Consider the following 24,937-nt stretch of genomic DNA (forward strand, 5'->3'; position numbering starts at 1 on the left):
TTCAATAGGTAGCGAATTTATCTAACTTTATCACCAAAAGTGGTTGTTTATTTACCACTTGAGTTTAACTTCAGCATCCAATTCTGAATAATTAGTGCTCTAATGGCGACATAAACCAGTGTGCTTTCTGGTTGTGGTTGAAAGTTTTATTGTGTCGTTGTTTTTGTAGTAATTTATGTTGAGGTAAGGGTAAAAATGAAAGCTCGTGGGCCTTTTTGCATCCGTAACGCGGCTGCAGATACGTTTGCAATGGTAGTGTTCTGTTTTGTATCTGGAATGATCATTGAGATCTTTATTTCAGGAATGACTTTTGAGCAATCGCTGGCATCAAGAACGCTTTCTATTCCTGTCAATATCGCCATTGCGTGGCCATATGGGCTTTTCCGCGACTTTATGCTTCGTCAGGGCCGACGCATTTCAGACTCTGGTGTGGCGAAAAACCTAGCTGACCTCATCGCTTATGTTCTGTTCCAGTCTCCGGTTTATGCTGCCATCCTGTTCACGGTAGGCGCTTCAACGGATCAAATTATTACGGCTGTAACGTCTAACGCTATTGTCTCTTGTGGCATGGGCGTACTATACGGTTACTTCCTTGATATGTGCCGCAAGTGGTTTCGAGTACCGGGCTACTATCAACAAGCCTAGTTGGTAAGCCGCAACCGCTTCAGTTGGACTAATCATGAACGAATTAGCTAGTAAGTGAGCAAACAAGCCAACAACAGCGCTTTTTTTCGGGATTGGGCTTGACCTAACTTAATAGAATCATTAAATTAGCGCCTCGTTGGTTAACGAAACCAACCTACAATACGGTGAGTTGTCCGAGTGGCTGAAGGAGCACGCCTGGAAAGTGTGTATACGGCAACGTATCGAGAGTTCGAATCTCTCACTCACCGCCACATTCTAAAAGGTCTGACTTATCAGGCCTTTTTTCATATCTGAATGTTCTAAAAGATAGCAAGAGCCTACACTGGAGCTCACACATGCTATAACACCATCGATTACCCTCACGCAAAGCATTGTATCTTTTTACCAGTAGAACAGCAGCCTGTTCGACCAACTAAAGCCATTACCAAGCCAGAGCTTAAGTCGCTTTTACAGGCTCAGCGTCACCGTGAACCTTTTATGAGTAAGAACTCTTTCCTACCTAAAACTTTTCACACTGGTTGACATCTAGAACGTAATCTCGAAGTAAATTCTTTTTGTAGCCGATCTTTTTCGGGCAAAGCACATAGCCGTTATCAGGAATGATCTTGTGAAGTAAGATGATGTTAGAGATGAAAGCGAAGCCACCACCAATAACCATAGAAATAATAATAACTTTTAGTGAGAGTTTAGGGTCTACCAATTCTCTTAAAGGGGCAATTCTTCCAACCTTACTCCAGAGCGCGACATAGATGAAAGGAATGACTGCCAAACAACCACCAACAGTCAGACTTATTCCAAAGAACACTGACATAATATATAAGGGATCAACAATTAATTGAGCACCATGATTGTAGAGTTGCTTTATGTAAAAACTCCAATAAGTCCATAAAGCAACACAGCCAACTCCTGCTCCTAGCAGATGAGCAATTATAGTGATAATACAGTCCTTCTTTTTCATCTGGTTATTTCTCGTCAAACTCGTCTATGACTGCTTCTACAAGCTTTTCTTGAAAGTCGGTTGCTTTATCTATCCCCCATACGAGGCCACTCGAAATCGCAAGGATTCCTAAGCCGACAACTACCGAACTTGCTACCGGAACAGAAAGCGTTGCTCCAGCAACAACTCCCAGTACGTAAGCCAATGTCGCAACGCTTACCGCATGAACCAAAAGCTTAGCTTCATCAACTTTAAAGAACTTTTGAGCCATCCAACTTGTAGCTTTAGAAACGCCTTTTCTTCCATGAAACAAGACATACTAATCGATAGCCCATGAAGGAAAGTTGGCAACCTCAATACAGCATAACGTCCTTGTATTAGTTCATGTTTCTGTAGTTTTAAAACCGACCAAACCATAACGAATAAGAAGAAAAAGAATAGGTTCGATATTGCCAACCATCCAAAAACGATAAGAAACATTAAGACAATAATATTTTCCAAATTTGCTCCTAACTAGCTACAGTAGTTAATCATTTTGGGATTTTAGCGTTTGGCACAGATCTTCAGTTATGGCATAAGTTCGACTAGAGTATCGACTGGAGAGCTTGCGTTCACTTTTGCATTCCACATAGTTAGTTACGTTCGCGTGGGATTGATTATAAAGTCCTATAGCAAGCAATGGAGCCACAACCAAACCGAGGATCACTAAGACACGATTAGCATCTCCAATAGGTAAACGGAGAGTAAACTCATCTTTAATCACATAAATAATCAGGTATGGGCATATTAATAGCATCCCAAAGCTCGCCCAAATATTTAATAGGCCATCAAGCACAATCTTACCATCGTTTGAGAAAGCACTGGTGATTTGGTCACTGACCTGAATGTAAGCTCCAATAGTTACTAGAAGGCCAATTATTATTCGCACAAAGTTCATTCGAAATACTTTTCAGCCTCTTTTACAAAATCTTCAGAATAACCATACTCATTATCTATATGATCAAGTCCCTTGCCGATGTAAAAAGAAGTTACCGTAAAAAATAATCCTGTTGCCAAAACGCCAATTGTTGCAGGGACAAAGGCTGCCGTAAGCAATGCTGCACCTCCCAATGAAATAAAGCCTTTAACCATATCGACAGAAGAGTTACCAACAAACTCTGCCATGGTAGCTTCATCTCGTAATGCATAGTCAAGGGCATTAATACCAATTGAAACAGCAAACTCTAAACCGACATTAAAGCGAACGTATCGAGTTGCTCCTTTTAGATCATTTAGCCCTAAGCTCATCTTAATAATTCTTGAGTTATTTGCTTTCCACTTATGACCACGCTCAAGAGTTTTCAGATGCTTGCGATAGTTTTTGATAATGATCCAGTCTTGACCATTAATTGTTTTTGTATAGGACTGGACTTTTAATCCACCTAAACCTTTAGCAACCATGTATGCATCATACGAACCTTTACCTAAGCCCAAACCATAATTTTTTATATCACCTAACGTACTTTTGCCCCCTAAATCTTCATAGAGATTTTGGGCAAACTCTTCAGCTTCTTCAACAGATAGCCAAGCATAATCTTTAATTGGCTGCTCATAGATCACTTTCAGCTCTTTCTTTCCTTCAGGCGCTAATGGATTATAAGGAGGCCAATAAGCATTTTTAGGGTCTATCTGAGGAGTAGCAGCTTGAGAAGCCGTAGATGCATTTGAGGGGCTTAATTGCTGGCTATTAAGGCTTTGGTTCGAAGGTGCTGACGTCATCGAAACACCTGAACCAAAACTTACATTTTCTCCCACATTAACCGAACTATTTGACTCAAGAATGAAGTTATCTGGGCAATTACACAGAATTTGATATCCACTTAGTGCCGCTTGCTGCCCATTAGGAAGATAGACTTTGTTACCATTGCCGACAGGAACAATAATCCCTTTACCTTTACAGCTTTTACGCCCAGAGGCGCAAGAGCCGTATTGATGAATAGAGGTTGCAGGCTTCCCTTCAACAATCACATCATTATGACCTTCGAGTACAACACCGCCTGTTGTGGTTCCTGTCCCTTTAGTAACAAACTTCATAACAATACTCTTTGGTTAATGTTGAATGGTTTTCCAGCCTAATAATAGGAAACACGACGAAGCGTAGCGCTCTTCTTGAATCGAGGGGGAGTGCTCTGGGCATTGAAAATTGATTTTTTTGAAATGTTGAATTGCGAGATCATTTATCGTTTTATGATTCATCTTATTCACTTCTCTGACAAGAGTCAGATAGTCTCCAACTTCGGTATCAAATAGCTCGCTGATGAGCTTGAAATTCGAACTAGGGAATGTAATCGTTTCTTCCTTCCCTATTTCAATGAGCGTATCTAAAGAAACGTCTAAGTGATACGACACTGGCGCAAATATTCCGTTACGGCTAAGGAGCGTTCCATCAGCAGAAGAGGCAAATCCAAAAATGAGGGAGAAACCAAACATGTCATGCCCGTAGTTAAATTTCATATTGATCGACATTTCTAAACGATTGAGATCGGAGAACGAATAAACCTTCCACTTTCCTTTTAAAGCTTCGTCACCATTTGCGTTCATACGTATACATTGAATATAAGCATCCAATTTTGAACAAAACAGAGCAAGCCCACTCCTATACCCCGCTGTGCCAATCCAAGAAGTTTCTAGCCAAGGCTTGTTAGAAATTGTTCGATCTTCTCTCGCTATACACCAAAGTGGCAGCTCAGCTTGATAGTTGTTGCCATTGGGCAGATAAAACGCGACTTTCTGATTCTTCATATGATTAATAGTGACTAAAACAAAAATCCCATCAGACTACAAAACCTGTTTAAAAGTAAGGTTAGCTTATACAAATAATTGAGTATTCCTTAGAGATAAAACTGAAAATGTGATTCCCATTCAAAGAGTTGAGCTAAGACTTAAGGTTCTTATAGGGACATAAGGTTCTTATAGGGACAGGCGCTTTAAACTTCTCGCAAATCAAGTTCACTGGCTGTGTGATAACCCCGAACGGGGACAAACAAAGAACGCAGGTTTGTGCCGGTTTGAGTGAAAAAATTTGGCTAAACTTGCTTGACCTGTCTATAACTTCACCCTTTATACTCGCCAGATATCCACTTACCATTTCTTAATGTAAAGCTCAGCTAGGAGAGATAAACAGATGAAATACGCGTTGTATAAACAAGAGCAAATTCAAGAAATTATTCAACTGTTCAACGACACATTTTCTGCTTCGGAAGGGAAAGAAGAAGGCGCGCTGATTGCGAAACTGGTCGAAGACTTCGTTACTTTGCCAACCAAAGCTGAAGACCTTTATATCTTTGTCGCACAAGATGAACGGGAACGCATTTTTGGCAGCATTATCTTCTCAAGGTTGAGTTTTCCAAACGATGAAAACATCTTCCTCTTAGCCCCTGTTGCCGTCGCGACAGAGTGTCACGGACAGGGGGTGGGGCAGGGGCTAATCCAGTTTGGCCTTGAGAGGTTAAAAGAAAAAGGAGTAACGGTTGCGGTCACTTACGGTGATATTAACTTTTACGCTAAAACAGGATTTATGCCCATCACTGAGGATGTGATCCAGGCCCCGCTTAACTTGTCATACCCTGAAGGTTGGATCGCACAGTCCCTGGTGGGTGAAAGCATCGCTAAAGTCGCAGGTAAACCAACATGCGCAAAAGCGATAGATAACCCAGTTTACTGGTAGGGACATCAAGCGGTTTGAATCTTGACCCGTTTCAACTGTGCGAGAGTGAACCATTGTGATTCATGGTGGGAACTCTCGTGCACGTGACTAGAACGACTTTGATGTTTATATCGAGAGATAAGCCGCTACCGAGCACAACGCTTAGCCAGCCGCTATCCCCCACTTTAGGGTACATCTCGCTTTGGTTCCTGCGGGTCTGTTTTTTACCACATTGAAGTGAAGGATCTGCTTGTTGCGTGTTTTGGGCATAGACAAATAATCCATCGCCATTTTGTGGCAAAGCTTACCCACTTCATCTAAAGGCAGTTCAACTTTGCGCAATTCTCCATCATAATTTATGCCCTCAAAAACAACGGTTTGCTGTCCCTGTGAATCGATTATGTCTACCCCATTGAAACCTCCGGCAAAGTCACTGGCTCCGGCAAACGGCGTCATAAAAAAGACAGTCGCCAATACCACGATATGTGTAATCTTGCGGTTCATTCTTTATCCTCAATTTTGGTTATCATAGCGCCAATCGTTCAGCCATTTATACATCAATACAGCCGAACAACCTAACACTCGTCGCTGTCGAACCTCGACCACCTTATTCGCTCTTCTTTATGCAGCGCGAAACCGTAATAGGCCCATTGCTCTGCATAGTGGGCGATCTGATCTGGAGAGGAAATACCCGCTTCATAAAGCTTCCTGCTCAGGCCTTGAAGCGCGACTTTTGTGAATAAATCCTCATCCCATACGTTTTGGTTCTCGCGAAAGCCGATGCCTGAATGGTTGATTATCAAGCAATGATTAGGTAACACAGTCGATTTCATAATGGTTGGCTCCGTTGTGTTGGGCTTCAATCATAGTCATTTCTTAAATGAGAAAATGTGAATGTTTGATGGTGTTTTAAATACCCAATAATTTTCAGTTGATTAAAACCATCCAACAACCGCCCATCTTAAACGGACAGACGCTTTAAATTGTACTGTTTATTGAGTTCGCGGTTGGCAACCAACAAAGTCGCATTGAGCTTGAGTCACTATCCAATTCAGCGAAAGGTAAGACCGACGCGAGTACATGGTTAGCTTCTGCTCAAATACAGCAAGAGATGTTTAATGCTTTTTACGATGAAAGCTCGTTTCGTAACAGCTTGCTTCGTATTGGTAGTGATGCAAAATACAGCCTTGAATATCAAGATTTCCTTTTAGACAGCGTTTTCGGGGTGAAATACCAAAAAGGGCTCTTAAGCGGCACACACCAAGACTACGATGCATTGGTAACACTGATGAAAATGAGTCTGGAGTGGCAGTCTTTCATCTCTCATCTTGAATATGAGTACTCACAAAGCAAGACGATACGCACCAAGCAACTTCAATTTGCGCTAGAGTATACGGCTCAGTTTAACCAAGATCTGACCATCAGCACATGGAGTAAAATGTCTTCTGCGCAACAATTTTCTCCTTAATATGCCAGTATTGGCACCAGATTCACTCACCGAGACTCGGGTATTAGTGCAGGATTCTCACTTCCCGTTATGACAACGGGAGAGGTGCTGTTGTCCTTTGACATCCCTTTGTGATGCCACACAGCAAGGCTCCTCACTCAACGCCCGCTTTCAATCAAAAGACGTCCACGGACGTCTTTTTATTTGCCCAATACACCCACGGAACATTATCAACAAACGGGGTAATCCATCATCCCCTTCTCGTTGACGGGTTCTGAGGTGTGTGTGCTTACAAGGTTTGTTACAAGGTTAAAAAATGTGGTATGCAAGTTATGCGATTTTTTGCGTGTTATTTGGGTACTCGTTTAGCCATACAAAAAAGTTAAGGAGTGGGTTCTATGCGTCCCACTCCTTTCTTTTCATACCACACAATCGTATTTACGAGCTGCATTGACAGCCATACACCCGATAAGACCACCAGCTAAAATATACAGCAAAGAGTTCTTCGATTGGTTGCAGTGAGCAAAAAGCAAACCTGCAACCGCGCCCAAGCCTGCCCCTTGTAGCTGCTCACTTGAAGGTTTGCCGTGTAGTACTGTAGAGGCGAAATGCTCACAGTTATTATCTAGCACCCCATATTTTCTCGCTTTCTTAATCAATTGCTCTGCTTGGTTGAGCAGTTCATTTTTCTTTTCGTCACATAGGTGACTTAAGACTACTTTGATTGGCTTTCCATTTGCGTACTCTTCTAAGGTACAAATTTCTACGTTGCCATCTGGCGAGTTGTGAAGTACTCGCCCTTTACCTAGGTAGATTCCGGCATGTTCTACCAGCAGTTTTGAACGATAAAGTAGATCACCAATACTAAGATTATTCTTCATTAATTTTCCTTACTGATTTAAAGTATGTTTATTCAAAATTCACATCAATATTCGTAAGACGTATATTGATGCGTTAAACTTATATCTATACACTTGATTGATCAAGTGTTATTTAGTTATTGGTGGTAAAAATGCAAGACAAAATGGTTTCTTACTCATCGATTCTGGGTGTGGTCGTCGCGAATAAACGCAAAGAACTAGACATAGAGCAGAGCGTATTAGCTGAAAAAATGGGGCTTTCACAAGCTAGCTATAGTCGTTTGGAATCAGGAAAGTCAACGTTCTCTGTTGATCAGATGTTTGAATGTGCTAAAGCTCTTCGTATTGCTCCAGATGAACTTTTTAATTCGGTTGTGAATACAGTTAATAATCTCAAGGAAAGTGAACAGGTGTCTGTTCAAGCCCAACTCAGAGGTAACGCAACGAAAGCGAAGTCTGAAGGGGGGAGCAATGTAGGTACTTTCATAGCGGGAGCGGCCTTGGGAGCATTAATAGTTGGATTGGCTGGTAAGTCCAAATAAACGTAACGGATATCAATGTAACTGATTGTATATCTTGGTATATTGCCGAAATTAAAAGCCAAAATGGTTAGGGTGTGTAGTGCTTCCAAGTTATCAAGATTTAATGAAGCCAGTGTTAGAGGCTGCGAAGAATGAAGAAGTTAAGCTTAGCAATGTTGTAGATTTGCTAGCGGAGCAATTTAATCTGTCAGAAGACGAGAAAACGGAGCTGCTTCCTAGTGGCCGACAAGCGGCATTCACGAACCGAGTTGGATGGGCCAAAACCTATCTAGCGAAAGCTGGGCTTTTGGATTCAACAAGGCGTGGTCATTTCGTGATAACAGAGTTGGGGCACGATGCTCTAATCAGTGGCGAAGAGATAAATAACCAATACCTAAAACGTTTTGATGACTTCAATGCGTTCACTAAGCAAAAAAACGGTGGTTCAGACAAAGTTGAAGAGGTAACGGTGTCTGACAATGATGCGACGCCAGATGAAGTATTAAGAGCTGCTTACAAACAGATTAACGATGCGTTAGCCTCAGACATCCTGTCTCGAACACGTAAAGTGTCTCCAGCCTTCTTTGAGCAATTACTTATCGACTTGCTACTAGCAATGGGTTATGGCGGAAGCGATGAGGGGATGGCTCATACACTAGGAAAAAGTGGCGATAACGGTGTTGATGGCGTGATTAATCAAGACCCACTTGGTGTTGACCAGGTTTACATCCAGGCCAAGCGTTATGATGAGGGTAACAATGTTGGCGCTGGTGAAATCCGAGACTTCTTTGGTGCGCTTAATCTGAAGAAAGCACAAAAAGGCATATTCATTACCACATCTGAATTTACTTCATCAGCCATTCAAACAGCGAAAGACCTAGGTATGCGCATAGTGCTTATCAATGGTAAAGAGTTAGCTAAATTGATGCTTCGCTACAACATCGGTAGCCGTGATGAGCAAGTGATTTATTTAAAACGCATTGATGAAGAATTTTTCGAAGGATAATACGTCATGGCAGACTTCAGTAATTTTGATTTTCTAAAATCACATCATGATTGGCTTTTTAAACTAGCAGAGAGCGCAGAAAGAAACTTTGTCCCGTTTCCAAATACAGCGTTAGTCAACGTGCGCCAGTTGGGAGAGGCTATTGCACAAACAATAGCTTCACGTGTTGGTGTTGAGTATGGTGCTAACGTTAAGCAAATTGATCTTCTCAAAGAGCTAGATTCCGTTCTGCGCCTTGATGATAATGTTCGAGATGCCTTCCATACGATTCGTAAACTTGGCAATAGTGCAACGCATGCCTTTGATAGCAGTACACACAGAGATGCACTAAAAGCCCTGATGGTTGGTCATGCGTTGTCGATGTGGTTCCACATCACTTTCGGTGGCGATGCAGCTAAAGGCTTTAAGATTCAGAAGTTCGTAAAACCAGAAGACCCCTCAGACTATGTTCGCCAACTCGAAGAGCAAGTTGAGAGATTGAAAGTTGAATCTCAGCGAACAGAAGATCGTATCAGAGTCGCTGAAGAACTTAGCAAAGTTGAGGCTGATAAAGCGCAAGCAGAGAAGTTGCGCGCTGAAAAAATGGCCGAGGAAAAGGCGATTTGGGAAGAGCTTGCCGAAGAGCAAGAGAAGACTTTATCTTCTTATCGCCTCAAGATGGATGAAGCAAACATCTTGTATCGCGAAATATTCTATTCTAAATCCAAGGCGGAGCAAGCTTCAGAAATTCAAAGAATTGAAAAATCTCTCTTTGAAATGGATGAAGCGGAGACTCGCGTCATTATTGACCAGCAGTTGGTCGATGCAGGGTGGGAAGCGGATACTGAAAACCTTCGATACTCAAAAGGTGCGAGGCCAGTTGCCAATGAGAACCGTGCGATAGCAGAATGGCCAACAAACTCTGGCCCAGCTGATTATGTTTTATTTATGGGCTTAACTCCTGTAGCTGTCGTGGAAGCAAAGAAAAGTGCCAAGAATGTCTATGGCGCCATTGACCAAGCAAAGCGTTATGCCAAAGGCTTAACCAATAAAGGTGGGATTATTATTGAAACCACTTACGGTGAGTTCAAAGTGCCAGTCGTGTTTGCGACTAATGGTCGACCTTACTTAGAACAACTAGAGCAAGAGAGTGGCATTTGGTTTTTGGATGTTCGAGACACAACTAATCGCCGCAGAGCTCTGAAAGGTTGGTACTCGCCTAGTGAAATTAAAGCGTACCTTCGTCAAACGCCGCAACAAGCAGAACAAGAACTTGACCAGATGGGGTTTGATTACGACCTAAAACTTCGTGATTATCAGGTTAAAGCAATTCAGTCAGTAGAACAGGCGATTAAACAAGGTAAGACGAATGCGCTGGTGGCAATGGCAACCGGAACCGGTAAAACCAAAACCTGTATTGCTTTAGTGTATCGCTTACTCAAAGCAGAACGTTTTCGCCGTATTTTATTTTTGGTTGATCGCTCTGCACTTGGCGTTCAGGCAACCACCGACTTTGGTGAAGTTCGCTTAGAGAACTTAAATACCTTTGCCGATACATTCGATGTTATTGGTATGGAAGCAGACAAAACACCAGTTGCTAAGCCTGAAGACGACACCAAAGTCCATGTCGCTACCGTACAAGGTTTAGTTAAACGTATTTTGTACCCGAATGATGGTGATACCAAACCAGGCGTTGGTCAATACGACTGCATCGTAGTTGATGAATGTCACCGCGGCTATCTGCTTGACAGAGTTCAGAGTGAGACGGAACTAGAGTTTCGTGATCAAAAAGATTACCAATCCAAGTACCGAGCAGTTTTGGATTACTTTGATGCTTTCAAAATTGGCTTAACTGCCACGCCAGCGCTGCATACAGTAGATATCTTTGGTGAACCTATCTTTAGTTACACCTATACGGAAGCGGTCATTGATGGCTATCTTAACGATCACCTACCACCGATAAGAATTCACACCAAGCTTGCAGAGCAGGGCATTCATTACGATATCAACGAAGAAGTTCAGGCTTACAACGTAGAAGACAATACGATTGAAAAATATCGTACACCAGATGAACTCGATTTCGATGTATCGCAGTTTAACAAGAAAGTGGTGAGCCCAAACTTCACCAAAGTCGTGACCAAATGGCTCATAGAAAGTGATGCCATTAACCCTTACTCAGAAGCGAAAACGCTCATATTCTGTGTCACGGATAAACACGCCGATCAAGTCGTCGAAGCCCTGAAAGAAGCGTGTGAACAATATCACGGCGAGGTGGAAGACGACGCCATCCAAAAAATCACCGGAGCATCGGATAAGCCATTAGAAAAAATCCGTCTGTTTAAGAATGATCGTTTACCCAACATTGCGGTGACGGTGGATCTATTAACCACAGGGGTGGATATTCCCAAGATTTGTAATCTGGTTTTCCTGCGTCGTGTGAATAGCCGAATCTTGTTTGAACAGATGTTAGGCCGCGCAACCCGTTTATGTGATGAGATCGCCAAGGGGCCATTTAGAATATACGATGCGGTCGATATCTATACTCAGCTTGAAGATGTGAACAGCATGAAGCCCGTTGTGACCAACGTGAATATAACGTTCAGCGAGCTCGAGAATGAAATGACGCAAGTCGATGAGGAAGAACTGCAAACGTTGGCAAGAAATCAGTTTATCGCCAAGCTTCAAGTTAAACGCCGTCATTTGACTGACTCTCAGCGAGAAGATTTTGAAACCATTGTCGGCCAATCCCCTGAAGACTTTATTCAAGATCTGAAGAGTCGAGCAGTTGATGAAGTTGCCCAGTGGTTTACCAAGCACCCGGGCTTAGGCGAGCTGTTAGATAGTAAAGTGACCGGAGGAGGTAACCGCCCTCCAGTGATAATTTCTGATCATGACGACGAGGTGACCAATGTCACTACAGGTTACGGTGATGGGCAAAAACCATCCGATTATCTGCAAGCATTTAGCGATTTTGTTAACGCTAACAGCAACCGTTTGATCGCAATTCAAACAGTTGTGCAAAAACCTTGGGAATTAACAAGAAAAAGCTTAAAAGAGCTGGCGATTGAGCTTGAAAAGAACCGCTTTAGAGAACAAGATCTGCAAGTTGCGTGGAACGAAGTAAAAAACGAAGAAATCGCCGCTCGAATCATTGGCTTTATTCGTCAAGCTGCGCTTGGCGAGCCTCTTATTCCTTTTGAGCAGCGAGTAGAAAAAGCGCTTGAAACCATGTTAGCGAGTCAAGAGTGGAAAACACCACAAAAGAAATGGTTAGAGCTTATCGCCAAACAGATGAAAGCGACCACCATTGTAGACTTGCCAGCGTTGGACCAAGGTATCTTTAAGCAACAGCAAGGCGGGCTAAAACGCGCGAACAAACTTTTTGAACAGCCTGTAGAGGATGTTCTCTTGCAATTTAACAAAGCATTGTGGCAATCAGTTGATCAACCCTCACCTGATGAGACAACCAAATCACAGCCACAACAACAATCAGCTTAAGCTGGTCAATACAATAGGTAGTAAATTAAATGAGTACTCAAGATCTCGTCGCCAAACTTTGGAATTTATGTAACTTACTCCGTGATGACGGTGTGACTTACCATGAGTACCTAAACGAGCTCACTTACCTGATATTCCTTAAAATGGTTGAAGAAACGGGCCAAGAGGAACTACTGCCAGTAGGCTACCGTTGGGAAGATCTAGAAGCCTATAACTCAGCAACTCGTCTAGAAGAGTACCAAAAGCTGCTAACACACCTAGGCTACAATGGCTCTCGCATCACCCAAGCGATCTTCAAAAATGCCAGCACAGTTATTCGCAAACCAGCAACGCTAAATAAGCTCGTGGTAGAAATCGACAAGCTTGATTGGTACAGCGCCAAAACCGAAGGTTTGGGCGATATGTATGAAGGCTTGCTAGAGATCAACGCTGGTGAAAAAAAATCGGGTGCTGGCCAGTACTTTACTCCGCGCGTGCTTATCGACGTGATGGTAGAACTAATGAAACCAACATTAGATGATGTCATTGTCGACCCGACCGCAGGTACAGGTGGATTCTTGATCAGTGCGCACAACTACTTGGAAGAACACAACGATATTCAAGCGTTAGAGCCAGCACCTTACGATAGATACCAGCATAAAACCTTCTTTGGCATGGAGCTGGTTCAAGACACGCATCGCTTAGGCATGATGAACCTGATGTTGCATGACCTTGCGGTAAACGATAAGAACTCCGGCATTCTATTTGGTGATACCTTGTCTAACGAGGGCAAAGCACTACCACCAGCGAGCTTAATTCTTGCTAACCCGCCATTTGGCACTAAGCAGGGTGGTGGCGTACCAACGCGTGATGATTTGGTTCATTACACCAGTAACAAACAGTTGGCGTTTTTGCATTTGATGTACCACAAAATGCTCAAACCGGGTGGCCGAGCAGCAGTAGTGCTTCCAGATAACGTATTGTTTGAAGGCTCAACAGGCCAAACTATCCGTAAAGACCTAATGGAGAAGTGTAACCTTCACACCATCTTGCGTCTGCCAACTGGTATCTTCTATGCCGCTGGGGTAAAAACCAACGTCTTGTTCTTCTCTAAACCTGAAGACGTAACTCAAGATAAAGGTCAAACCCAAAACGTATGGGTGTATGACTTGCGCTCTAACATGCCTAAGTTTGGTAAACGTACTGTACTGACTAAAAAGCACTTTGATGAGTTTTATGAAGCAGTCGGTCATGATTTAACTCAGGTAGACGAGAAAGCTCGCAAAGCGTTTATCAGCAGCCATAAAGACGACGCGGATGGTTGTCGCCTGCGTTGCTTTAGCCGTGAAGCGATTAAAACTAAAGACGAGTCATTAGATCTAAGTTGGATTCGCGATGAAAACAATGAAGACGCTTCAAAGCTGCCTGCGCCAGATGTGCTGATTAATGAAGCACTGGTTGAAATGGCAGGGGCAATGGAAGAGCTAAAAGCGATTCTGGTCGATTTGGATGCAACGGAAAGCGAAGAGGTGGCTCTGTGAATGGGTTACCTAAAGGGTGGATTAATACTCAAATTGGACAAGTCATTACTCTGAACGAGAAATTAAAGGGAATTGATGATGAGATCGAATGTGGCTTTGTTCCAATGGCACTCATGCCTACTGCTTATCGTGGGTTTGTTAACTTTGAAACTAAAACCTGGGGCAGCTGTAAAAAGGGCTTCACTCAGTTTAAGGACGATGATGTACTTCTTGCAAAGATAACTCCTTGCTTTGAAAATGGAAAAGGTGGAATTGTTAAAGGCTTACCAAATGGTATTGGCGCTGGAAGTACGGAGTATTTTGTTCTTCGTTGTATCGACGAATTGATTCAACCTCAATATCTACATGCTTTTGTGAAGTCCAAAAAGTTTATGGATGACTGTGAAGTCCATATGGGCGGTTCGGTAGGGCATAAACGAGTACCTAAAGATTACCTCTTGAAGTATGAGATACCGCTTGCGCCACTAAACGAACAAATTCGCATTACCAACAAGTTTGATTCTATCCTTGCTAAGGTCGATAAAGCTCAAGTTCGTTTAGACAAAATTCCTGCAATTTTAAAACGCTTCCGCCAATCCGTATTGGCTGCAGCTACGTCTGGGGGATTGACCAAAGAGTGGCGTGAGGAACATCATGCTTTATTTAAAAAGAAGACTCTGAGTGAGGCTGGAGTAGTTGTCAAGACAGGACCTTTTGGTAGTGCATTACATAAATCTGAATATATCGACTCAGGTATACCAGTAATAAATCCAATGCATATTTCTGAAGGAGAAATTTTTCCATCTGACGCTATGTCAATTACGCAAGAAAAATTCGAAGAACTTAAAGCTTGGAAGCTTAAAATTGGTGATGTTGTTGTTGGCAGACGAGGAGAGATGGGACGAGCGGCGGAAGTGCAGGAACATCATCCAGATATGCTATGTGGAACAGGCTCTATGATCGTTAGAACTGAAAGTTCAGCGATCTTACCCGCATATTTAGTGATTGCTTTGAGGTCGCCTAACGCTATTCAATTTTTTGAGTCAAATTCAGTTGGTTCTACTATGGTCAATTTGAATCAAAAGGTGATAAAAGCACTTGAGATTCACTTTCCTTCAAAAAGCGAACAAAAAGAAATAGTTACTCGAGTTAATAGATTGTTCAGGCAAGCCAACAAAGTAGAAAAACAATACCTAGACGCCAAAGCTCGTTTGGACCGTTTAACTCAATCAATACTAGCCAAAGCTTTCCGAGGCGAGTTGGTAGCGCAAGATCCAAATGATGAACCAGCAGAAAAGTTGTTAGAGCGTATTGTTGCAGAAAAAGAACAGAGTAAGCCGAAAAAGACTACTCGCAAGCGCACCACAAAAGCAAAAATGGCAGAGAAGGAATAATGAACCAAATGAATCAATCACTCTCTTTAGTCAACATCAAAGCCAACAACTTTAAGTCGCTGGTGGGCTTCTCACTGCCGTTTAGCAAATTTAACTGTTTAGTGGGATTAAACGGTTCAGGTAAATCCACCGTATTGCAGTTTATTGATTTTCTTTCACAGCAAGTAAGCGGCGATATCGATGAGTGGTTGGATAGCCGTCAATGGAGTGCAAGAGATCTCAATTCAACTCTGACTAAGCAATCCAATATTACTTTTACCGTAGAACTTTCATACTCAGGTAAACCGGTTATTTGGGAAGGCAGTTTCAACAGAACAGAGTTGTTCTGTACAGCTGAGAAAATTACGTGGGGTGGTAAAACGCTGCTTAACGTTGCTGATGGAAAGTTTGCACTGCCGACCGAGGAGCTACAGGCACCGATTACTTTTGATTATCAAGGTTCGATTTTATCTCAGTTACGAGAGAATCAGCTTCCCAAGCAGTTAGTGGCGTTTAAGACTTTCTTTAACGAGTTGAATGCTTTAGACATGCTGTCCCCTGATATGCTGCGTGATCAACACATCAGTGGTAAGACTTTAGGCACTGGCGGCAAGATGCTTTCAAGCTTTATCAGTAATATGACCAAAGAAGAGAAAGCGAACCTAGTGGCTACGTTGAAAGAGCTATACCCAAGCTTGGTCAAAGTGGATGCAACAGTTCAAAAGTCGGCTGGCACCGTTAGGCTAGAAATTGAAGAAAAGTTTGGCGAGAAGAGCATAAAAACCGAAGCCAGACACATCAATGATGGTTTACTGCGTTTTATGGCAATTTTTGCTCAGTTGACCAAAAAACAAAGCGCACTATTGCTTGATGAGATTGAAAACGGTGTTAACCCAGAGCTTATCGAAAAGCTAGTGGACAGCTTAGTGGCGGCAAATACTCAAGTCATTGTTACTACTCATAGCCCAATGATTCTTAACTACATGGAAGATGATGTCGCCAAAAAAGGTGTGGTTTACTTGTATAAGAATAAGGCAGGTGCAACCCAAGCCATTCGCTTGTTTGACCTTCCTTCGATGCAGCGAAAGCTGAAGTTCATGGGGCCAGGTGAAGCCTACGAAGATACGATTCTTGAAAATCTAGCGCCAGAAGCCGCGACAGTTCAACTGATTAGCAACTAAAGAGGGCAGAACGCATGTATTTAGTTGTCAGCGGTGAAGGTGAAACCGACATCGGTAAAAGCAATGAGGCAATAGGGCCGCTAAGTAAGCTGATCGATAAGTATGTCGAAGCCCATATAGGCTATTCCCTATTAGATATCGAGATGTTTGATGTGATCCATGAAACAGAAATCACTCGCATATCGAAAGATAAAAGTGTTATCAAAAACCTTTCGAGGCGCGGCAAAAAACAAGGTCAAGAAACTAGAGAGTTTTATCGTGCAGCAAGGGCATTAGCTCATGTCGCATCTAACCCTGAAAGGCAACCAAGCTTAGCGGTGTTATTCCACGACTCAGACAGTAATAAATGGCCAGATTATCAATCTAAGCGCCAATCTATGATTACTGGCTTCGAAGCTCAACAGTATCAAAATGGCGTGCCGTTTGTTGCTCAGCCAAAGTCAGAAGCTTGGCTACTCTGTGCATTGAAAAACGGCTATCAACATTGTGCGGCTTTAGAGGAGCGTTCGGGCAACGATAATTCACCTCGCTCTTTAAAAGCCGAGCTGGAAGAACATTTGGGTGAGTCAGCGACTCGTGAAAAACTCAATGATCTCGTAGATGAAGGCCAAATAGATTTGGCTCAAATTACCGATATGAAGTCGATGACCGATTTTCAGGAGTCAATGAAAGAAGTACTAGAGCGTATGCTGGGTAGACCAATCGAGTAGAAATTTTATCTTTAAACAATAAGAACAAAAATGAGATTAAATAGGCTTAAGTTAGTTGGTCGATACAAATCGATCGTGGGAACAGAACAGCAACCTTTCATTTACACCTTTAAGCCAAATAGCGAGGGGTATTCACCTATATGCTTAGTTGGCTTAAATGGTTCCGGAAAATCAAACTTCATTGAACTAATCGCCGATATCTTTGGCTATGCTGATAGGTATTTCAACCCGCAGTATGAATGTACAGAAGACCTTACCTATGATTTTGAAATTGATTATCAAACTATCGTAGATGGACACGACTTTTTCATCAAAGTCAAAAGCATCAGTTCAAAAGTAAAAATGTATTCTTATCCAGGTCTTGAGTACATAGATTTTCTTTCATTTGGCAATGTTCAGGAAAATCGCGTTCAGGCAAAAGGCAATTGGCTGAGCAAGCTGAAGAGCTAGATATAACAAAAAAGGCCGCCACCTACTTCGCGAAAAATCTAAAGTAGATTACTACGAATTTATGCTCGAACACCTGCTGTGCTTCAATGTTGTCCGTATGGCTAAGGTGTTCGGGGTTTCTCGAAGTGGATTTTATTACTGGATTAAGCACCGCCACAAGGCCATCCAGCGCGAGGCTAATCGCCAAGGGCTTGATACCAAGGTCAAGGAGGCTTTTGACAGCAGCAAAGGCCGAGATGGCGCGAGGCGCATCCAGAAAGAGCTGGCTGAGAATGGTGATAGCCATAATGTCAAAACCATTGCCGCCAGTATGAAGCGTCAGGATTTGACTCCGAAAGCCGCACGCAAGTTTAAATGTACAACGGACAGCAAGCATAAAATGCCTGTCGTTCCAAACTTGTTGGCTCAGGACTTTAACGCTACAGCTCCGAACCAAAAGTGGGCGGGTGATATTACATATCTTGCCACAAGTGAAGGCTGGCTATATTTAGCGGTCATTATTGATCTTTACTCACGTCAGGTGATCGGCTGGTCTATGGATACCAGAATGACGGCTACGCTGGTCAGCGATGCGCTATCAATGGCCTTGTTCCGTCGAGGATTCCCTGAGCAGGTTATCGTTCACAGTGATCGAGGTAGCCAGTATTGTTCAAAAGACTACCGAGACCTCATAACTGCTTATAACCTAAAGCAAAGTATGCATCAGAGCAAAGGTAGAGCACCCGTTTCGCATTATCAAATGTCAGTTCGGCTTCATCAAAGCACGCTACAAGGGACTGATGAAAAATGACTCACAGTTAACCATGTTATTCACTTTGGCAAACCTGTTTAAAGTAGACCAGATGTTGCGACGACAGCCAAGATCTGTCTGAAATCCGGGAATGGCCCGGAATGGGGCCAAAATCCGGCTTAAAACGCCCATTAATTGGCCTAAATTCGACATTTAGCGTGTGAAATTTAGGCTGGCAAAGTAAAGGCTTGATAAAGACCTAAATTGCAGGACTTATTAGCACCTTCCCTAGTTTGATAACACAACTCGGGCATTTAATGGTTGTAATGGGCGGTTATTTTGTCCCATAACACTCATGAATTTGGATGCTTGTTCTTTTGAAAGCGATTGCGTGTCTTTTAACACGAACCAACGTACACCTTCAGAGCAAGGCGGTGTAGTGAGTGAACCGTTGAAACGGTAATAGTGTGCGCTTTCTGGTAGCAGTTCACGAATTTTAAAACCATCACTGAAAAAATCGGTGTTGTCTTTTTCTGGAATATGACGGATAAGCTGAGTCAGAGCGCTATTAGGTTGAGCTTCATCAAACATTACCGATATTACTGCCAGTTCTCCGTCACCATTAGCATGAACGAAATGGGCTTCCAGTGGATATTGATGATTTTTTATCATGTTTTCAGAAGGGGTATGGAAATGGAACTGTTGAAGCTCAAAGGTTTTACCATCGATGGTCAGTGTATTTTGACCATCAACTTGGGCTTGTAAGGTATGTCCATTGTTGGTGAATCCAATGACTTTACCAGAATACGAGATGTTAAGGGCTTCTAGTGTGGATTGTGTGGATTGTTCAATGTTGATTGGACTTTGGTTTTTTGTCATCGAACAATCTTGTGCGAATGTTCCCCAATGCGCAGGCCCATGCTGATCATCATAACCCCATTCTGATGCGTAGGCGCTACCTAGTGTAAGGAAAGATAGTGATAACGTGAGTAGTGTTTTTTTCATTTGAATAACGTCTCTTAGTTTCTTGTATGTCGATAGGGATAATACACACACGCGAACGTTATCGATTGGCTAAAATTCAAATATGACAAACATTTAACTTAGTTTGTCGCCTTGTTTATTTAGTGTTGCCTTTTGTCTCTAGGGCTTTGTTGCATAATTTGGTCAGAGAACCAAACTGCCTGCAATTGATTAATTCTTATACAACACACTGAGTTTCAGGCATACCAAGCCCTGTAAGTTTGTTCAGCGCTTTAATCATGGCGTAAGTGATAGCACTTAAAGCAGGGGTAAACCAAGAGTGACAATACTTCTAATCTTGTTTAGGGGGATTGAAGCCCAATGAACGCTCATTTGCCAACTTCTTAGCCACTCGTATCACTGTACGATCCGATACATTGGTGAGTTTAGCGGTATCGCGAATACTGAGCTTATTGATAACTCGTAGTTGATAGATTTTTTCGTGTAGATCTAAGTCAGCTTGCCGCCCTCTATATTTACCTTCCCCTTTGGCTTTATTTATACCTTCAGCCTGACGGCGGCGGCGATCTTTGTAATCTTTCCTTGCGATAGCCGCTAACATATCCATCATCATGCTATTTATCGCTTTGATCATCGATCCGGTAAATTCATCGGTAATTTGGGGAGAGAACGCGATATGACTGGTTGGCAAATCCAGGCTAATCACTTTGAGTTCTTTCTCGTGCAGCATTTGTTTTAATGTGAACCAACTTTTCTCATCCAGACGAGAAAGCCTGTCTATTTGTTCAATGATGATTGCATCGCCTTTCGCAGCATCATCAAGTAAACGAAGAAGCTCAGGTCTTTGTAGTGAAGCACCTGATTCATTTTCAATGTACCAACCAGCTATGCGAAACCCTTTTTCCTGTACAAAACTACGTAAGGTGCTCTGTGCTCGTTTTGCATTTTGGTTGCTTGTTGATGCTCTAAGATAGCCAAAGATGTACATAATCGGTCCGAAGTGACATTTAAGTTATGATCTAATTTAGCATGACATATAGGTCATGACAAATATATAAAAACTGCCACTTTTTATGTGTGATCATAGGGTATACCCAAAATTCATAGATTTTTTTTACAAATCCAATTTACAGTATCGATGACCAACAGAATGTGCCTTCTAACTGTATTTATCACACTTAAATAGTACTTTTTGATATCAATATCCTGGTAATTTATAACAATGAACGAGATCGAATACTTGAACGTAAGCGCCCCATGATCACACGGGGCGACACTGCTAGTGTTTGAAGTTCCAAGGCAGGAGCGCATCGATATCTGGCTCCGCTTTCGCCAGCTCTTTCATACACTTGACCATGTAGTCGTAAAGGATAAGACCATTGGCTTTCGCGGTCTCGACGATACTGTAAAGCATCGCACTCGCTTCAGCTCCATTGGGATTGGTCGAGAAGAGCCAGATGGTATGACCTTATATACTAAGACTCACCTATGGTGCATTTTTGGAGGTCATCAATATGAAATCCGTCAACTACTCTGCTTACATTGGGCTAGATGTACACAAGGACACTATTGCCGTTGCGGTTGCAAACCCAGAACGGCAAGGGGAAGTGCGATTCTATGGCAATATTTCTTCAGCAAAAGACTCCGTCATTCGGCTAATGAAGAAGCTCATCAAGCTCCACGGCTCTATTCTTGTCTGCTACGAAGCAGGACCTACTGGCTATGGACTATATCGATTGTTGCTCAGCATGAATATCGATTGTACCGTTGTTGCCCCCTCTAGAATTCCTAAGATATCGACTAATAAGATCAAAAATGATCATCGAGATGCAGTTGCTCTCGCTCGACTATTAAGAGCGGGTGAGTTGGTAGATGTCTGGGTTCCCGACATGACACATGAAGCTATGCGCGATCTAGTTAGAGCTAGAAGCTGTGCGAAAAAAGATACTAAGGTTGCTAAGCAACGTATCCAGAGTATTCTTCTGAGAACAGGAAAACGTTACGAGAAAAAAATGTGGACTGTTCGCCACCGAGTATGGCTCGCAAATCAATCTTTTCCTATCGCCTCCCAGCAAATAGCATACGAGCATTATCGACAGAGCTTAGAGCAAATAGAAAATCGAATAGAGCAACTAGACCAAGAAATTGATCGATTACTACCTAATTGGTCCTTATACAACCTCGTCAATCAGTTACAAGCGTTAAAAGGTGTTGGTCGTACCATCGCTATCTCTGTAGCGACTGAACTCGGAGACTTTTCACGATTTAGTAATCCTAAGCAAATTATGGCATTCCTTGGCCTAATACCTGGTGAGTACTCTAGTGGTAGCACTACTCGTAAATTCGGAATTACTAAAGCTGGTAATGTTGAGTTAAGACGGCTGCTGTATGAGGCAGCATGGGCTTACAGGAATAATGCAAAAGTTGGTAACTGGTTAGTGACTTACCGTCCCGACAGCGTCTGCCAAGAGGCCAAAGATATTTCTTGGAAGGCTCAGCAAAGGTTGTGCTTTCGCTATCGGAGCTTAGTTGCTAAGGGAAAGAAATCACAAGTCGCCATTACTGCTGTTGCAAGAGAATTGCTTGGCTTTATGTGGGATATTGCTGTATCCACACGGAGCCAGAAAGCATAAAATTTGCCTGAAAGTGAAGAAGATCAAGGTGAGTAATCCTCGTTAAGAATTTAAGTCGACCACTCGGTTAGATACTAGCAGCCAGATAGAGGTAAACTCATTACAAAAACCATGTTGGGGCTAAAGATCCCCGAATAAGAGTATGTATAACCCAAGTAATTGCTGATTCACTTTCAGGCGATTCTAGCGTTGAAAACATGCCTCGCCTCACAGAGGAGAGAGAGGTTTTGTCGAAAAACTTGAAAAAGGTCATAAGAGTTCTTTCTGCCAATAACCAGCGGCTTAATGGCGCGTTCAGCACGGTTATTGTCTATCGATAAGTGACCGTCATCGATATAACGAATGAGCTTTGGCCATTGACCAAGAGTGTACTTTATCGCTTTACCCAGCGGGCTAGACTCAAGCACTTGTTGAGTTGTCATCCATTCGTAAAGCTCATCGAGTATCGGTTTGGCGTCTGTTTGACGCTCTGCTCTTCGTTTTTCAGCAGACTCACCTTTTAAGCGTGATTCTATCCCATAAAGCTTCTGGATTTTGGCCAGCGCTTTACCTGACTTGCCTTTGCCTTGAAGCTTTTTCGCGTCCATGAACTTACGCCGTGCATGCGCAAAGCAACCGACATTGGTGACGAGATGAAGCCCATCATAAGCACCATAACCATCGGTTTGCAGATAGCCATCATAGTTACCCAAGAAGGCAACAGGGCACGACCTCGCGCGACTGTTTTGATAGTCGTACAAGGCGATATTCTTCACATTGGGGAGTGCAGCTTCTGGCGAGTCCGCGCCCGAGCAGTAGAGCCACATGTAACATTGTTTATCTTCTTTGAGGACATTGAGCGGCGTTTCATCTGCCTGAACCACCACTTGTTGAAGTAAGTGCTCTTTTAGGGCGGCATAGAGTGGTTTGAACTTCTCACTGACTTGGATAACCCACCTTGCCATGGTGGTTCGTGATAGTTCGATACCCGATTGGGTAAACAGCGATTCTTGGCGATACAGTGGCATCGCGTATTGATATTTACCGAGGATGATATTGGCCAGTAAGCTTTCTGTGGCGAAGCTCTTAGGGATAATGCTTTGTGGCGCTGGCTTTTGAGCGATGCGGCTGTTGTCCTGAGTTTGCTCGCACTGGCGACAAGCATATTTAGGACGAATATATTCCAGCACTTTGAGCACCGCTGGCGTGAACTCAAGCTTTTCACTGCGGTCTTCACCGATTTTATGCAGACTATGTTGGCAGCAAGCGCACTGCTTTTCATGGTCGTCTAAATCAAGTTCGATAACCTCACGAGGCAAGGTCTTTGGAAGTGGCTTGCGTTTACCCCGTTTCTTCGTTGTGGTGGTCGTCGTGACCACTTCAACCTCTTCTTCTTTAGCGGCTTCACATTCCGCTTCGTTGAAGAGGTCACCTTGGGATTCATCGTAAGGTTTTAACGCCTCCGAGCGTCTAGCGAACTGACGGTCGAAGGCCAGTTTGAGTTGTTCAAGTAGCGACTGGCGTTCTTGTTTCAATTGGATTTCTGACGCCATCAGCGCTTTCACCATCGCTTTCACCATCGCTTTCACCATCGCTTTCACCATCGCTTGTAGCTCGGCAACATCTTGACTTTCTGGGTTGATATTTGGCGTCTTTTTCATGGCGTTGATTATACCCAAATCATGCCATGAATGCTTGGTGGATAAGGCTTTAATATCGATTAAGTCATTGTAAAATCGTTTATTTCAATGGGTTTATGGCCGATAATCGGAACCTGAAAGCAGTCTCTCAAGCTCGAATTGAGTCAGGGTAAACACCTCATTTTTCTCTTTTGTAGGCCACTTGTACTTGGCTTTTTCAAGGCGTTTATACCAGAGAGCAAAGCCTATTTTATCCCAATACAACACTTTGATTTTGTCGCGCTGTTTGTTGGTGAACAGGAACAGTGCGCCACTTCCTAAAGGTAAGTCGGTGTCACTTTCGATAATCGCAGCCAGGCCGTTGATAGACTTTCTAAAATCGACGCTTTTACGATAGAGATAGATTTCGGGAGCGTTGAGCATACGTTTCATGATAACGCACCGATAAGTTCTGCAAGATAGGTCGCTGGCGTGCCTTGTGGGATGCTCAGTTCAACATTGTTTACAAGTAGTGTCATGTTGGCCACTGCAATGTGAGTGGCTTGATACCTAGTGGTTTTTTCAACGACTTCTGCTTTAACAAAGCCAACCGTGTTCGGTTTTTCGATGTGCTTTAACTGTTGGCGCTTAGCGTAAAAAGTGGAAAGGCTCAGTCCGTTACGTTCACAGAATAACCGTTGTGATAGCTGGCTAGATTCATAGTGTTCAAACAGGGTTCGCCATTCTTGGTTAGTGCGTTGTTTAGCCATTTCAAATCTCCTTTGGGTTGGAGGTTTGATCTTATTATTCGGGCTAGACGATTAGAATGCGGGTTTTATGACGCGCTTACGTATTACTCTGGCTGACGTATACCCAATCAACTTGAAAATGCAGGCTTGAGTACCTGAAAATTATCATTGATTCGAGACGTCAGTGAACCTGCGATCTCTGGAAGAGTCACAGTAAAAAATTGATCGATGGCTTCCTTGAAGTCTCGTTTATTTTTGAAGTAAACGTTATTCCTCGACTGCTCGTTCATTACCTTCCAAAGCCGCTCAATTGGGTTGAGGTTTGGACTGTAAGGTGGAAGATAATGTAGTTCGATATTTAGGACAAACGCTGCATCTTTGACTAAGTCACTGCGGTGATATCCCGCACCATCTAAGATGATATGAAGCTTATGGGCTAATGGATAACTCTC

The 24,937-nt window shown here is 42.9% G+C and carries 25 protein-coding genes, 1 tRNA gene and 4 pseudogenes; 15 read left to right on the plus strand and 15 right to left on the minus strand.

Annotated features, from left to right (window positions below; genetic code table 11):
• The first annotated feature begins 195 nt into the window (after positions 1-195).
• On the plus strand, positions 196-645 hold the full coding sequence (locus DA100_RS12585; protein WP_138972460.1) for an L-alanine exporter AlaE: 450 nt from the start codon (positions 196-198) through the stop codon (positions 643-645).
• A gap of 163 nt (positions 646-808) precedes the next feature.
• Positions 809-896 (plus strand) — tRNA-Ser (locus tag DA100_RS12590).
• Between the two features lie 248 nt (positions 897-1,144).
• On the opposite strand, the gene DA100_RS12595 is transcribed toward DA100_RS12590, so the two are convergent.
• The 5 genes from DA100_RS12595 to DA100_RS12615 all read right to left on the minus strand — a co-directional run bounded on the left by DA100_RS12595 (position 1,145) and on the right by DA100_RS12615 (position 4,162).
• On the minus strand, positions 1,145-1,603 hold the full coding sequence (locus DA100_RS12595; protein ID WP_138972461.1) for a hypothetical protein: 459 nt from the start codon (positions 1,601-1,603) through the stop codon (positions 1,145-1,147).
• Positions 1,604-1,607: 4 nt separating this feature from the next.
• On the minus strand, positions 1,608-1,853 hold the full coding sequence (locus DA100_RS12600; RefSeq protein ID WP_138972462.1) for a hypothetical protein: 246 nt from the start codon (positions 1,851-1,853) through the stop codon (positions 1,608-1,610).
• Positions 1,854-2,108: 255 nt separating this feature from the next.
• Positions 2,109-2,519, minus strand: a complete 411-nt coding sequence (locus DA100_RS12605) for a hypothetical protein (protein WP_138972463.1) — start codon at positions 2,517-2,519, stop codon at positions 2,109-2,111.
• Entirely contained in the window at positions 2,516-3,655 is a 1,140-nt protein-coding gene (locus tag DA100_RS12610) for a PAAR domain-containing protein (RefSeq protein ID WP_138972464.1), read from the minus strand. Before DA100_RS12610 ends, DA100_RS12605 begins: the two co-directional genes overlap by 4 nt.
• Positions 3,656-3,670: 15 nt before the next feature.
• On the minus strand, positions 3,671-4,162 hold the full coding sequence (locus DA100_RS12615) for a hypothetical protein (protein ID WP_138972465.1): 492 nt from the start codon (positions 4,160-4,162) through the stop codon (positions 3,671-3,673).
• A gap of 583 nt (positions 4,163-4,745) precedes the next feature.
• Between DA100_RS12615 and DA100_RS12620 the strand changes: the two genes are divergently transcribed.
• On the plus strand, positions 4,746-5,288 hold the full coding sequence (locus DA100_RS12620; RefSeq protein ID WP_138972466.1) for an N-acetyltransferase: 543 nt from the start codon (positions 4,746-4,748) through the stop codon (positions 5,286-5,288).
• Positions 5,289-5,429: 141 nt separating this feature from the next.
• Here the strand turns inward: DA100_RS12620 and DA100_RS12625 are convergent, their stop codons facing one another.
• On the minus strand, positions 5,430-5,771 hold the full coding sequence (locus DA100_RS12625) for a hypothetical protein (protein WP_138972467.1): 342 nt from the start codon (positions 5,769-5,771) through the stop codon (positions 5,430-5,432).
• A gap of 71 nt (positions 5,772-5,842) precedes the next feature.
• On the minus strand, positions 5,843-6,100 hold the full coding sequence (locus DA100_RS12630) for a hypothetical protein (protein WP_138972468.1): 258 nt from the start codon (positions 6,098-6,100) through the stop codon (positions 5,843-5,845).
• A gap of 278 nt (positions 6,101-6,378) precedes the next feature.
• Here DA100_RS12630 and DA100_RS12635 point away from each other — a divergent pair, with 278 nt between their 5' ends.
• Positions 6,379-6,735: a hypothetical protein gene (locus DA100_RS12635; RefSeq protein WP_138972469.1), complete on the plus strand. Its 357-nt coding sequence runs from the start codon at positions 6,379-6,381 to the stop codon at positions 6,733-6,735.
• A 398-nt stretch (positions 6,736-7,133) separates the two neighbouring features.
• Here DA100_RS12635 and DA100_RS12640 read toward each other — a convergent pair whose 3' ends face one another.
• Positions 7,134-7,595 carry a lecithin retinol acyltransferase family protein gene (locus tag DA100_RS12640; RefSeq protein WP_138972470.1) on the minus strand — a complete coding sequence of 154 codons (462 nt, stop codon included), beginning with the start codon at positions 7,593-7,595 and terminating at the stop codon, positions 7,134-7,136.
• A gap of 131 nt (positions 7,596-7,726) precedes the next feature.
• Here DA100_RS12640 and DA100_RS12645 point away from each other — a divergent pair, with 131 nt between their 5' ends.
• The 10 genes and pseudogenes from DA100_RS12645 to DA100_RS12690 form a co-directional block, all read left to right on the plus strand.
• Positions 7,727-8,116: a helix-turn-helix transcriptional regulator gene (locus tag DA100_RS12645; protein ID WP_138972471.1), complete on the plus strand. Its 390-nt coding sequence runs from the start codon at positions 7,727-7,729 to the stop codon at positions 8,114-8,116.
• A gap of 79 nt (positions 8,117-8,195) precedes the next feature.
• Positions 8,196-9,101: a restriction endonuclease gene (locus tag DA100_RS12650; RefSeq protein WP_171052216.1), complete on the plus strand. Its 906-nt coding sequence runs from the start codon at positions 8,196-8,198 to the stop codon at positions 9,099-9,101.
• 6 nt (positions 9,102-9,107) lie between these two features.
• Positions 9,108-12,578: a type I restriction-modification system endonuclease gene (gene hsdR / locus DA100_RS12655; protein ID WP_138972472.1), complete on the plus strand. Its 3,471-nt coding sequence runs from the start codon at positions 9,108-9,110 to the stop codon at positions 12,576-12,578.
• A 29-nt stretch (positions 12,579-12,607) separates the two neighbouring features.
• Positions 12,608-14,098, plus strand: a complete 1,491-nt coding sequence (locus DA100_RS12660) for an N-6 DNA methylase (RefSeq protein ID WP_138972473.1) — start codon at positions 12,608-12,610, stop codon at positions 14,096-14,098.
• Positions 14,095-15,471 carry a restriction endonuclease subunit S gene (locus tag DA100_RS12665; RefSeq protein WP_138972474.1) on the plus strand — a complete coding sequence of 459 codons (1,377 nt, stop codon included), beginning with the start codon at positions 14,095-14,097 and terminating at the stop codon, positions 15,469-15,471. The genes DA100_RS12660 and DA100_RS12665 overlap by 4 nt, the downstream gene beginning before the upstream one ends.
• Positions 15,471-16,631 carry an ATP-binding protein gene (locus DA100_RS12670; RefSeq protein WP_240800921.1) on the plus strand — a complete coding sequence of 387 codons (1,161 nt, stop codon included), beginning with the start codon at positions 15,471-15,473 and terminating at the stop codon, positions 16,629-16,631. The genes DA100_RS12665 and DA100_RS12670 overlap by 1 nt, the downstream gene beginning before the upstream one ends.
• A 14-nt stretch (positions 16,632-16,645) precedes the next feature.
• Entirely contained in the window at positions 16,646-17,341 is a 696-nt protein-coding gene (locus tag DA100_RS12675) for a hypothetical protein (protein ID WP_138972475.1), read from the plus strand.
• Positions 17,342-17,416: 75 nt separating this feature from the next.
• Positions 17,417-17,791 (plus strand): hypothetical protein, encoded by a 375-nt coding sequence (locus DA100_RS12680; protein WP_138972476.1) that lies wholly within the window; start codon positions 17,417-17,419, stop codon positions 17,789-17,791.
• A pseudogene (locus DA100_RS12685) lies at positions 17,758-18,506 on the plus strand (IS3 family transposase); the annotation flags it as partial. The gene DA100_RS12680 and the pseudogene DA100_RS12685, both read left to right, overlap by 34 nt.
• A pseudogene (locus DA100_RS12690) lies at positions 18,493-18,663 on the plus strand (transposase); the annotation flags it as partial. The pseudogenes DA100_RS12685 and DA100_RS12690, both read left to right, overlap by 14 nt.
• A 146-nt stretch (positions 18,664-18,809) precedes the next feature.
• On the opposite strand, the gene DA100_RS12695 reads toward DA100_RS12690, so the two are convergent.
• The 3 genes and pseudogenes from DA100_RS12695 to DA100_RS12705 all read right to left on the minus strand — a co-directional run.
• A complete protein-coding gene (locus DA100_RS12695) occupies positions 18,810-19,526 on the minus strand; it encodes a carbonic anhydrase family protein (RefSeq protein WP_138972477.1) in 717 nt (238 codons plus the stop codon).
• Between the two features lie 310 nt (positions 19,527-19,836).
• A complete protein-coding gene (locus DA100_RS12700; RefSeq protein WP_138972478.1) occupies positions 19,837-20,493 on the minus strand; it encodes a recombinase family protein in 657 nt (218 codons plus the stop codon).
• Positions 20,494-20,784: 291 nt separating this feature from the next.
• Positions 20,785-20,961 (minus strand): annotated as a pseudogene (locus DA100_RS12705) (transposase domain-containing protein); the annotation flags it as partial.
• Between the two features lie 58 nt (positions 20,962-21,019).
• Here DA100_RS12705 and DA100_RS12710 point away from each other — a divergent pair.
• Complete coding sequence (locus tag DA100_RS12710) at positions 21,020-22,138, plus strand: IS110 family transposase (RefSeq protein ID WP_138972479.1); 1,119 nt, start codon at positions 21,020-21,022, stop codon at positions 22,136-22,138.
• A gap of 257 nt (positions 22,139-22,395) precedes the next feature.
• Here the strand turns inward: DA100_RS12710 and DA100_RS12715 are convergent.
• The 4 genes and pseudogenes from DA100_RS12715 to DA100_RS12730 all read right to left on the minus strand — a co-directional run.
• Positions 22,396-23,778: pseudogene (locus tag DA100_RS12715) on the minus strand (IS66 family transposase); the annotation flags it as partial.
• 93 nt (positions 23,779-23,871) lie between these two features.
• The gene (gene tnpB / locus DA100_RS12720; RefSeq protein WP_138972480.1) at positions 23,872-24,189 is read right to left on the minus strand and encodes an IS66 family insertion sequence element accessory protein TnpB; all 318 of its coding nucleotides are present in this window, start codon (positions 24,187-24,189) and stop codon (positions 23,872-23,874) included.
• Entirely contained in the window at positions 24,186-24,506 is a 321-nt protein-coding gene (locus DA100_RS12725; protein ID WP_138972481.1) for an IS66 family insertion sequence element accessory protein TnpB, read from the minus strand. Before DA100_RS12725 ends, tnpB begins: the two co-directional genes overlap by 4 nt.
• 107 nt (positions 24,507-24,613) lie before the next feature.
• The coding region (locus DA100_RS12730) for a transposase (RefSeq protein WP_171052217.1) at positions 24,614-24,937 on the minus strand (324 nt) is incomplete at its 5' end.

The organism is Vibrio sp. Hep-1b-8 (assembly GCF_006124995.1).
Classification (GTDB): domain Bacteria; phylum Pseudomonadota; class Gammaproteobacteria; order Enterobacterales; family Vibrionaceae; genus Vibrio.

What these genes read in the sequence shown, in the direction of transcription:
- hsdR (WP_138972472.1), top strand. Translation starts at nt 9,108, where the DNA reads ATGGCAGACTTCAGTAATTTTGATTTTCTAAAATCACATCATGATTGG.
- DA100_RS12675 (WP_138972475.1), top strand. Translation starts at nt 16,646, where the DNA reads ATGTATTTAGTTGTCAGCGGTGAAGGTGAAACCGACATCGGTAAAAGC.
- DA100_RS12620 (WP_138972466.1), top strand. Translation starts at nt 4,746, where the DNA reads ATGAAATACGCGTTGTATAAACAAGAGCAAATTCAAGAAATTATTCAA.
- DA100_RS12640 (WP_138972470.1), bottom strand. Translation starts at nt 7,595, where the DNA reads ATGAAGAATAATCTTAGTATTGGTGATCTACTTTATCGTTCAAAACTG.
- DA100_RS12635 (WP_138972469.1), top strand. Translation starts at nt 6,379, where the DNA reads ATGTTTAATGCTTTTTACGATGAAAGCTCGTTTCGTAACAGCTTGCTT.
- DA100_RS12600 (WP_138972462.1), bottom strand. Translation starts at nt 1,853, where the DNA reads ATGGCTCAAAAGTTCTTTAAAGTTGATGAAGCTAAGCTTTTGGTTCAT.
- DA100_RS12645 (WP_138972471.1), top strand. Translation starts at nt 7,727, where the DNA reads ATGCAAGACAAAATGGTTTCTTACTCATCGATTCTGGGTGTGGTCGTC.
- DA100_RS12610 (WP_138972464.1), bottom strand. Translation starts at nt 3,655, where the DNA reads ATGAAGTTTGTTACTAAAGGGACAGGAACCACAACAGGCGGTGTTGTA.
- DA100_RS12725 (WP_138972481.1), bottom strand. Translation starts at nt 24,506, where the DNA reads ATGGCTAAACAACGCACTAACCAAGAATGGCGAACCCTGTTTGAACAC.
- DA100_RS12710 (WP_138972479.1), top strand. Translation starts at nt 21,020, where the DNA reads ATGAAATCCGTCAACTACTCTGCTTACATTGGGCTAGATGTACACAAG.
- DA100_RS12585 (WP_138972460.1), top strand. Translation starts at nt 196, where the DNA reads ATGAAAGCTCGTGGGCCTTTTTGCATCCGTAACGCGGCTGCAGATACG.
- DA100_RS12630 (WP_138972468.1), bottom strand. Translation starts at nt 6,100, where the DNA reads ATGAAATCGACTGTGTTACCTAATCATTGCTTGATAATCAACCATTCA.
- DA100_RS12595 (WP_138972461.1), bottom strand. Translation starts at nt 1,603, where the DNA reads ATGAAAAAGAAGGACTGTATTATCACTATAATTGCTCATCTGCTAGGA.
- DA100_RS12700 (WP_138972478.1), bottom strand. Translation starts at nt 20,493, where the DNA reads ATGTACATCTTTGGCTATCTTAGAGCATCAACAAGCAACCAAAATGCA.
- DA100_RS12670 (WP_240800921.1), top strand. Translation starts at nt 15,471, where the DNA reads ATGAACCAAATGAATCAATCACTCTCTTTAGTCAACATCAAAGCCAAC.
- DA100_RS12695 (WP_138972477.1), bottom strand. Translation starts at nt 19,526, where the DNA reads ATGAAAAAAACACTACTCACGTTATCACTATCTTTCCTTACACTAGGT.
- DA100_RS12605 (WP_138972463.1), bottom strand. Translation starts at nt 2,519, where the DNA reads ATGAACTTTGTGCGAATAATAATTGGCCTTCTAGTAACTATTGGAGCT.
- DA100_RS12660 (WP_138972473.1), top strand. Translation starts at nt 12,608, where the DNA reads ATGAGTACTCAAGATCTCGTCGCCAAACTTTGGAATTTATGTAACTTA.
- DA100_RS12625 (WP_138972467.1), bottom strand. Translation starts at nt 5,771, where the DNA reads ATGAACCGCAAGATTACACATATCGTGGTATTGGCGACTGTCTTTTTT.
- DA100_RS12615 (WP_138972465.1), bottom strand. Translation starts at nt 4,162, where the DNA reads ATGAACGCAAATGGTGACGAAGCTTTAAAAGGAAAGTGGAAGGTTTAT.
- tnpB (WP_138972480.1), bottom strand. Translation starts at nt 24,189, where the DNA reads ATGAAACGTATGCTCAACGCTCCCGAAATCTATCTCTATCGTAAAAGC.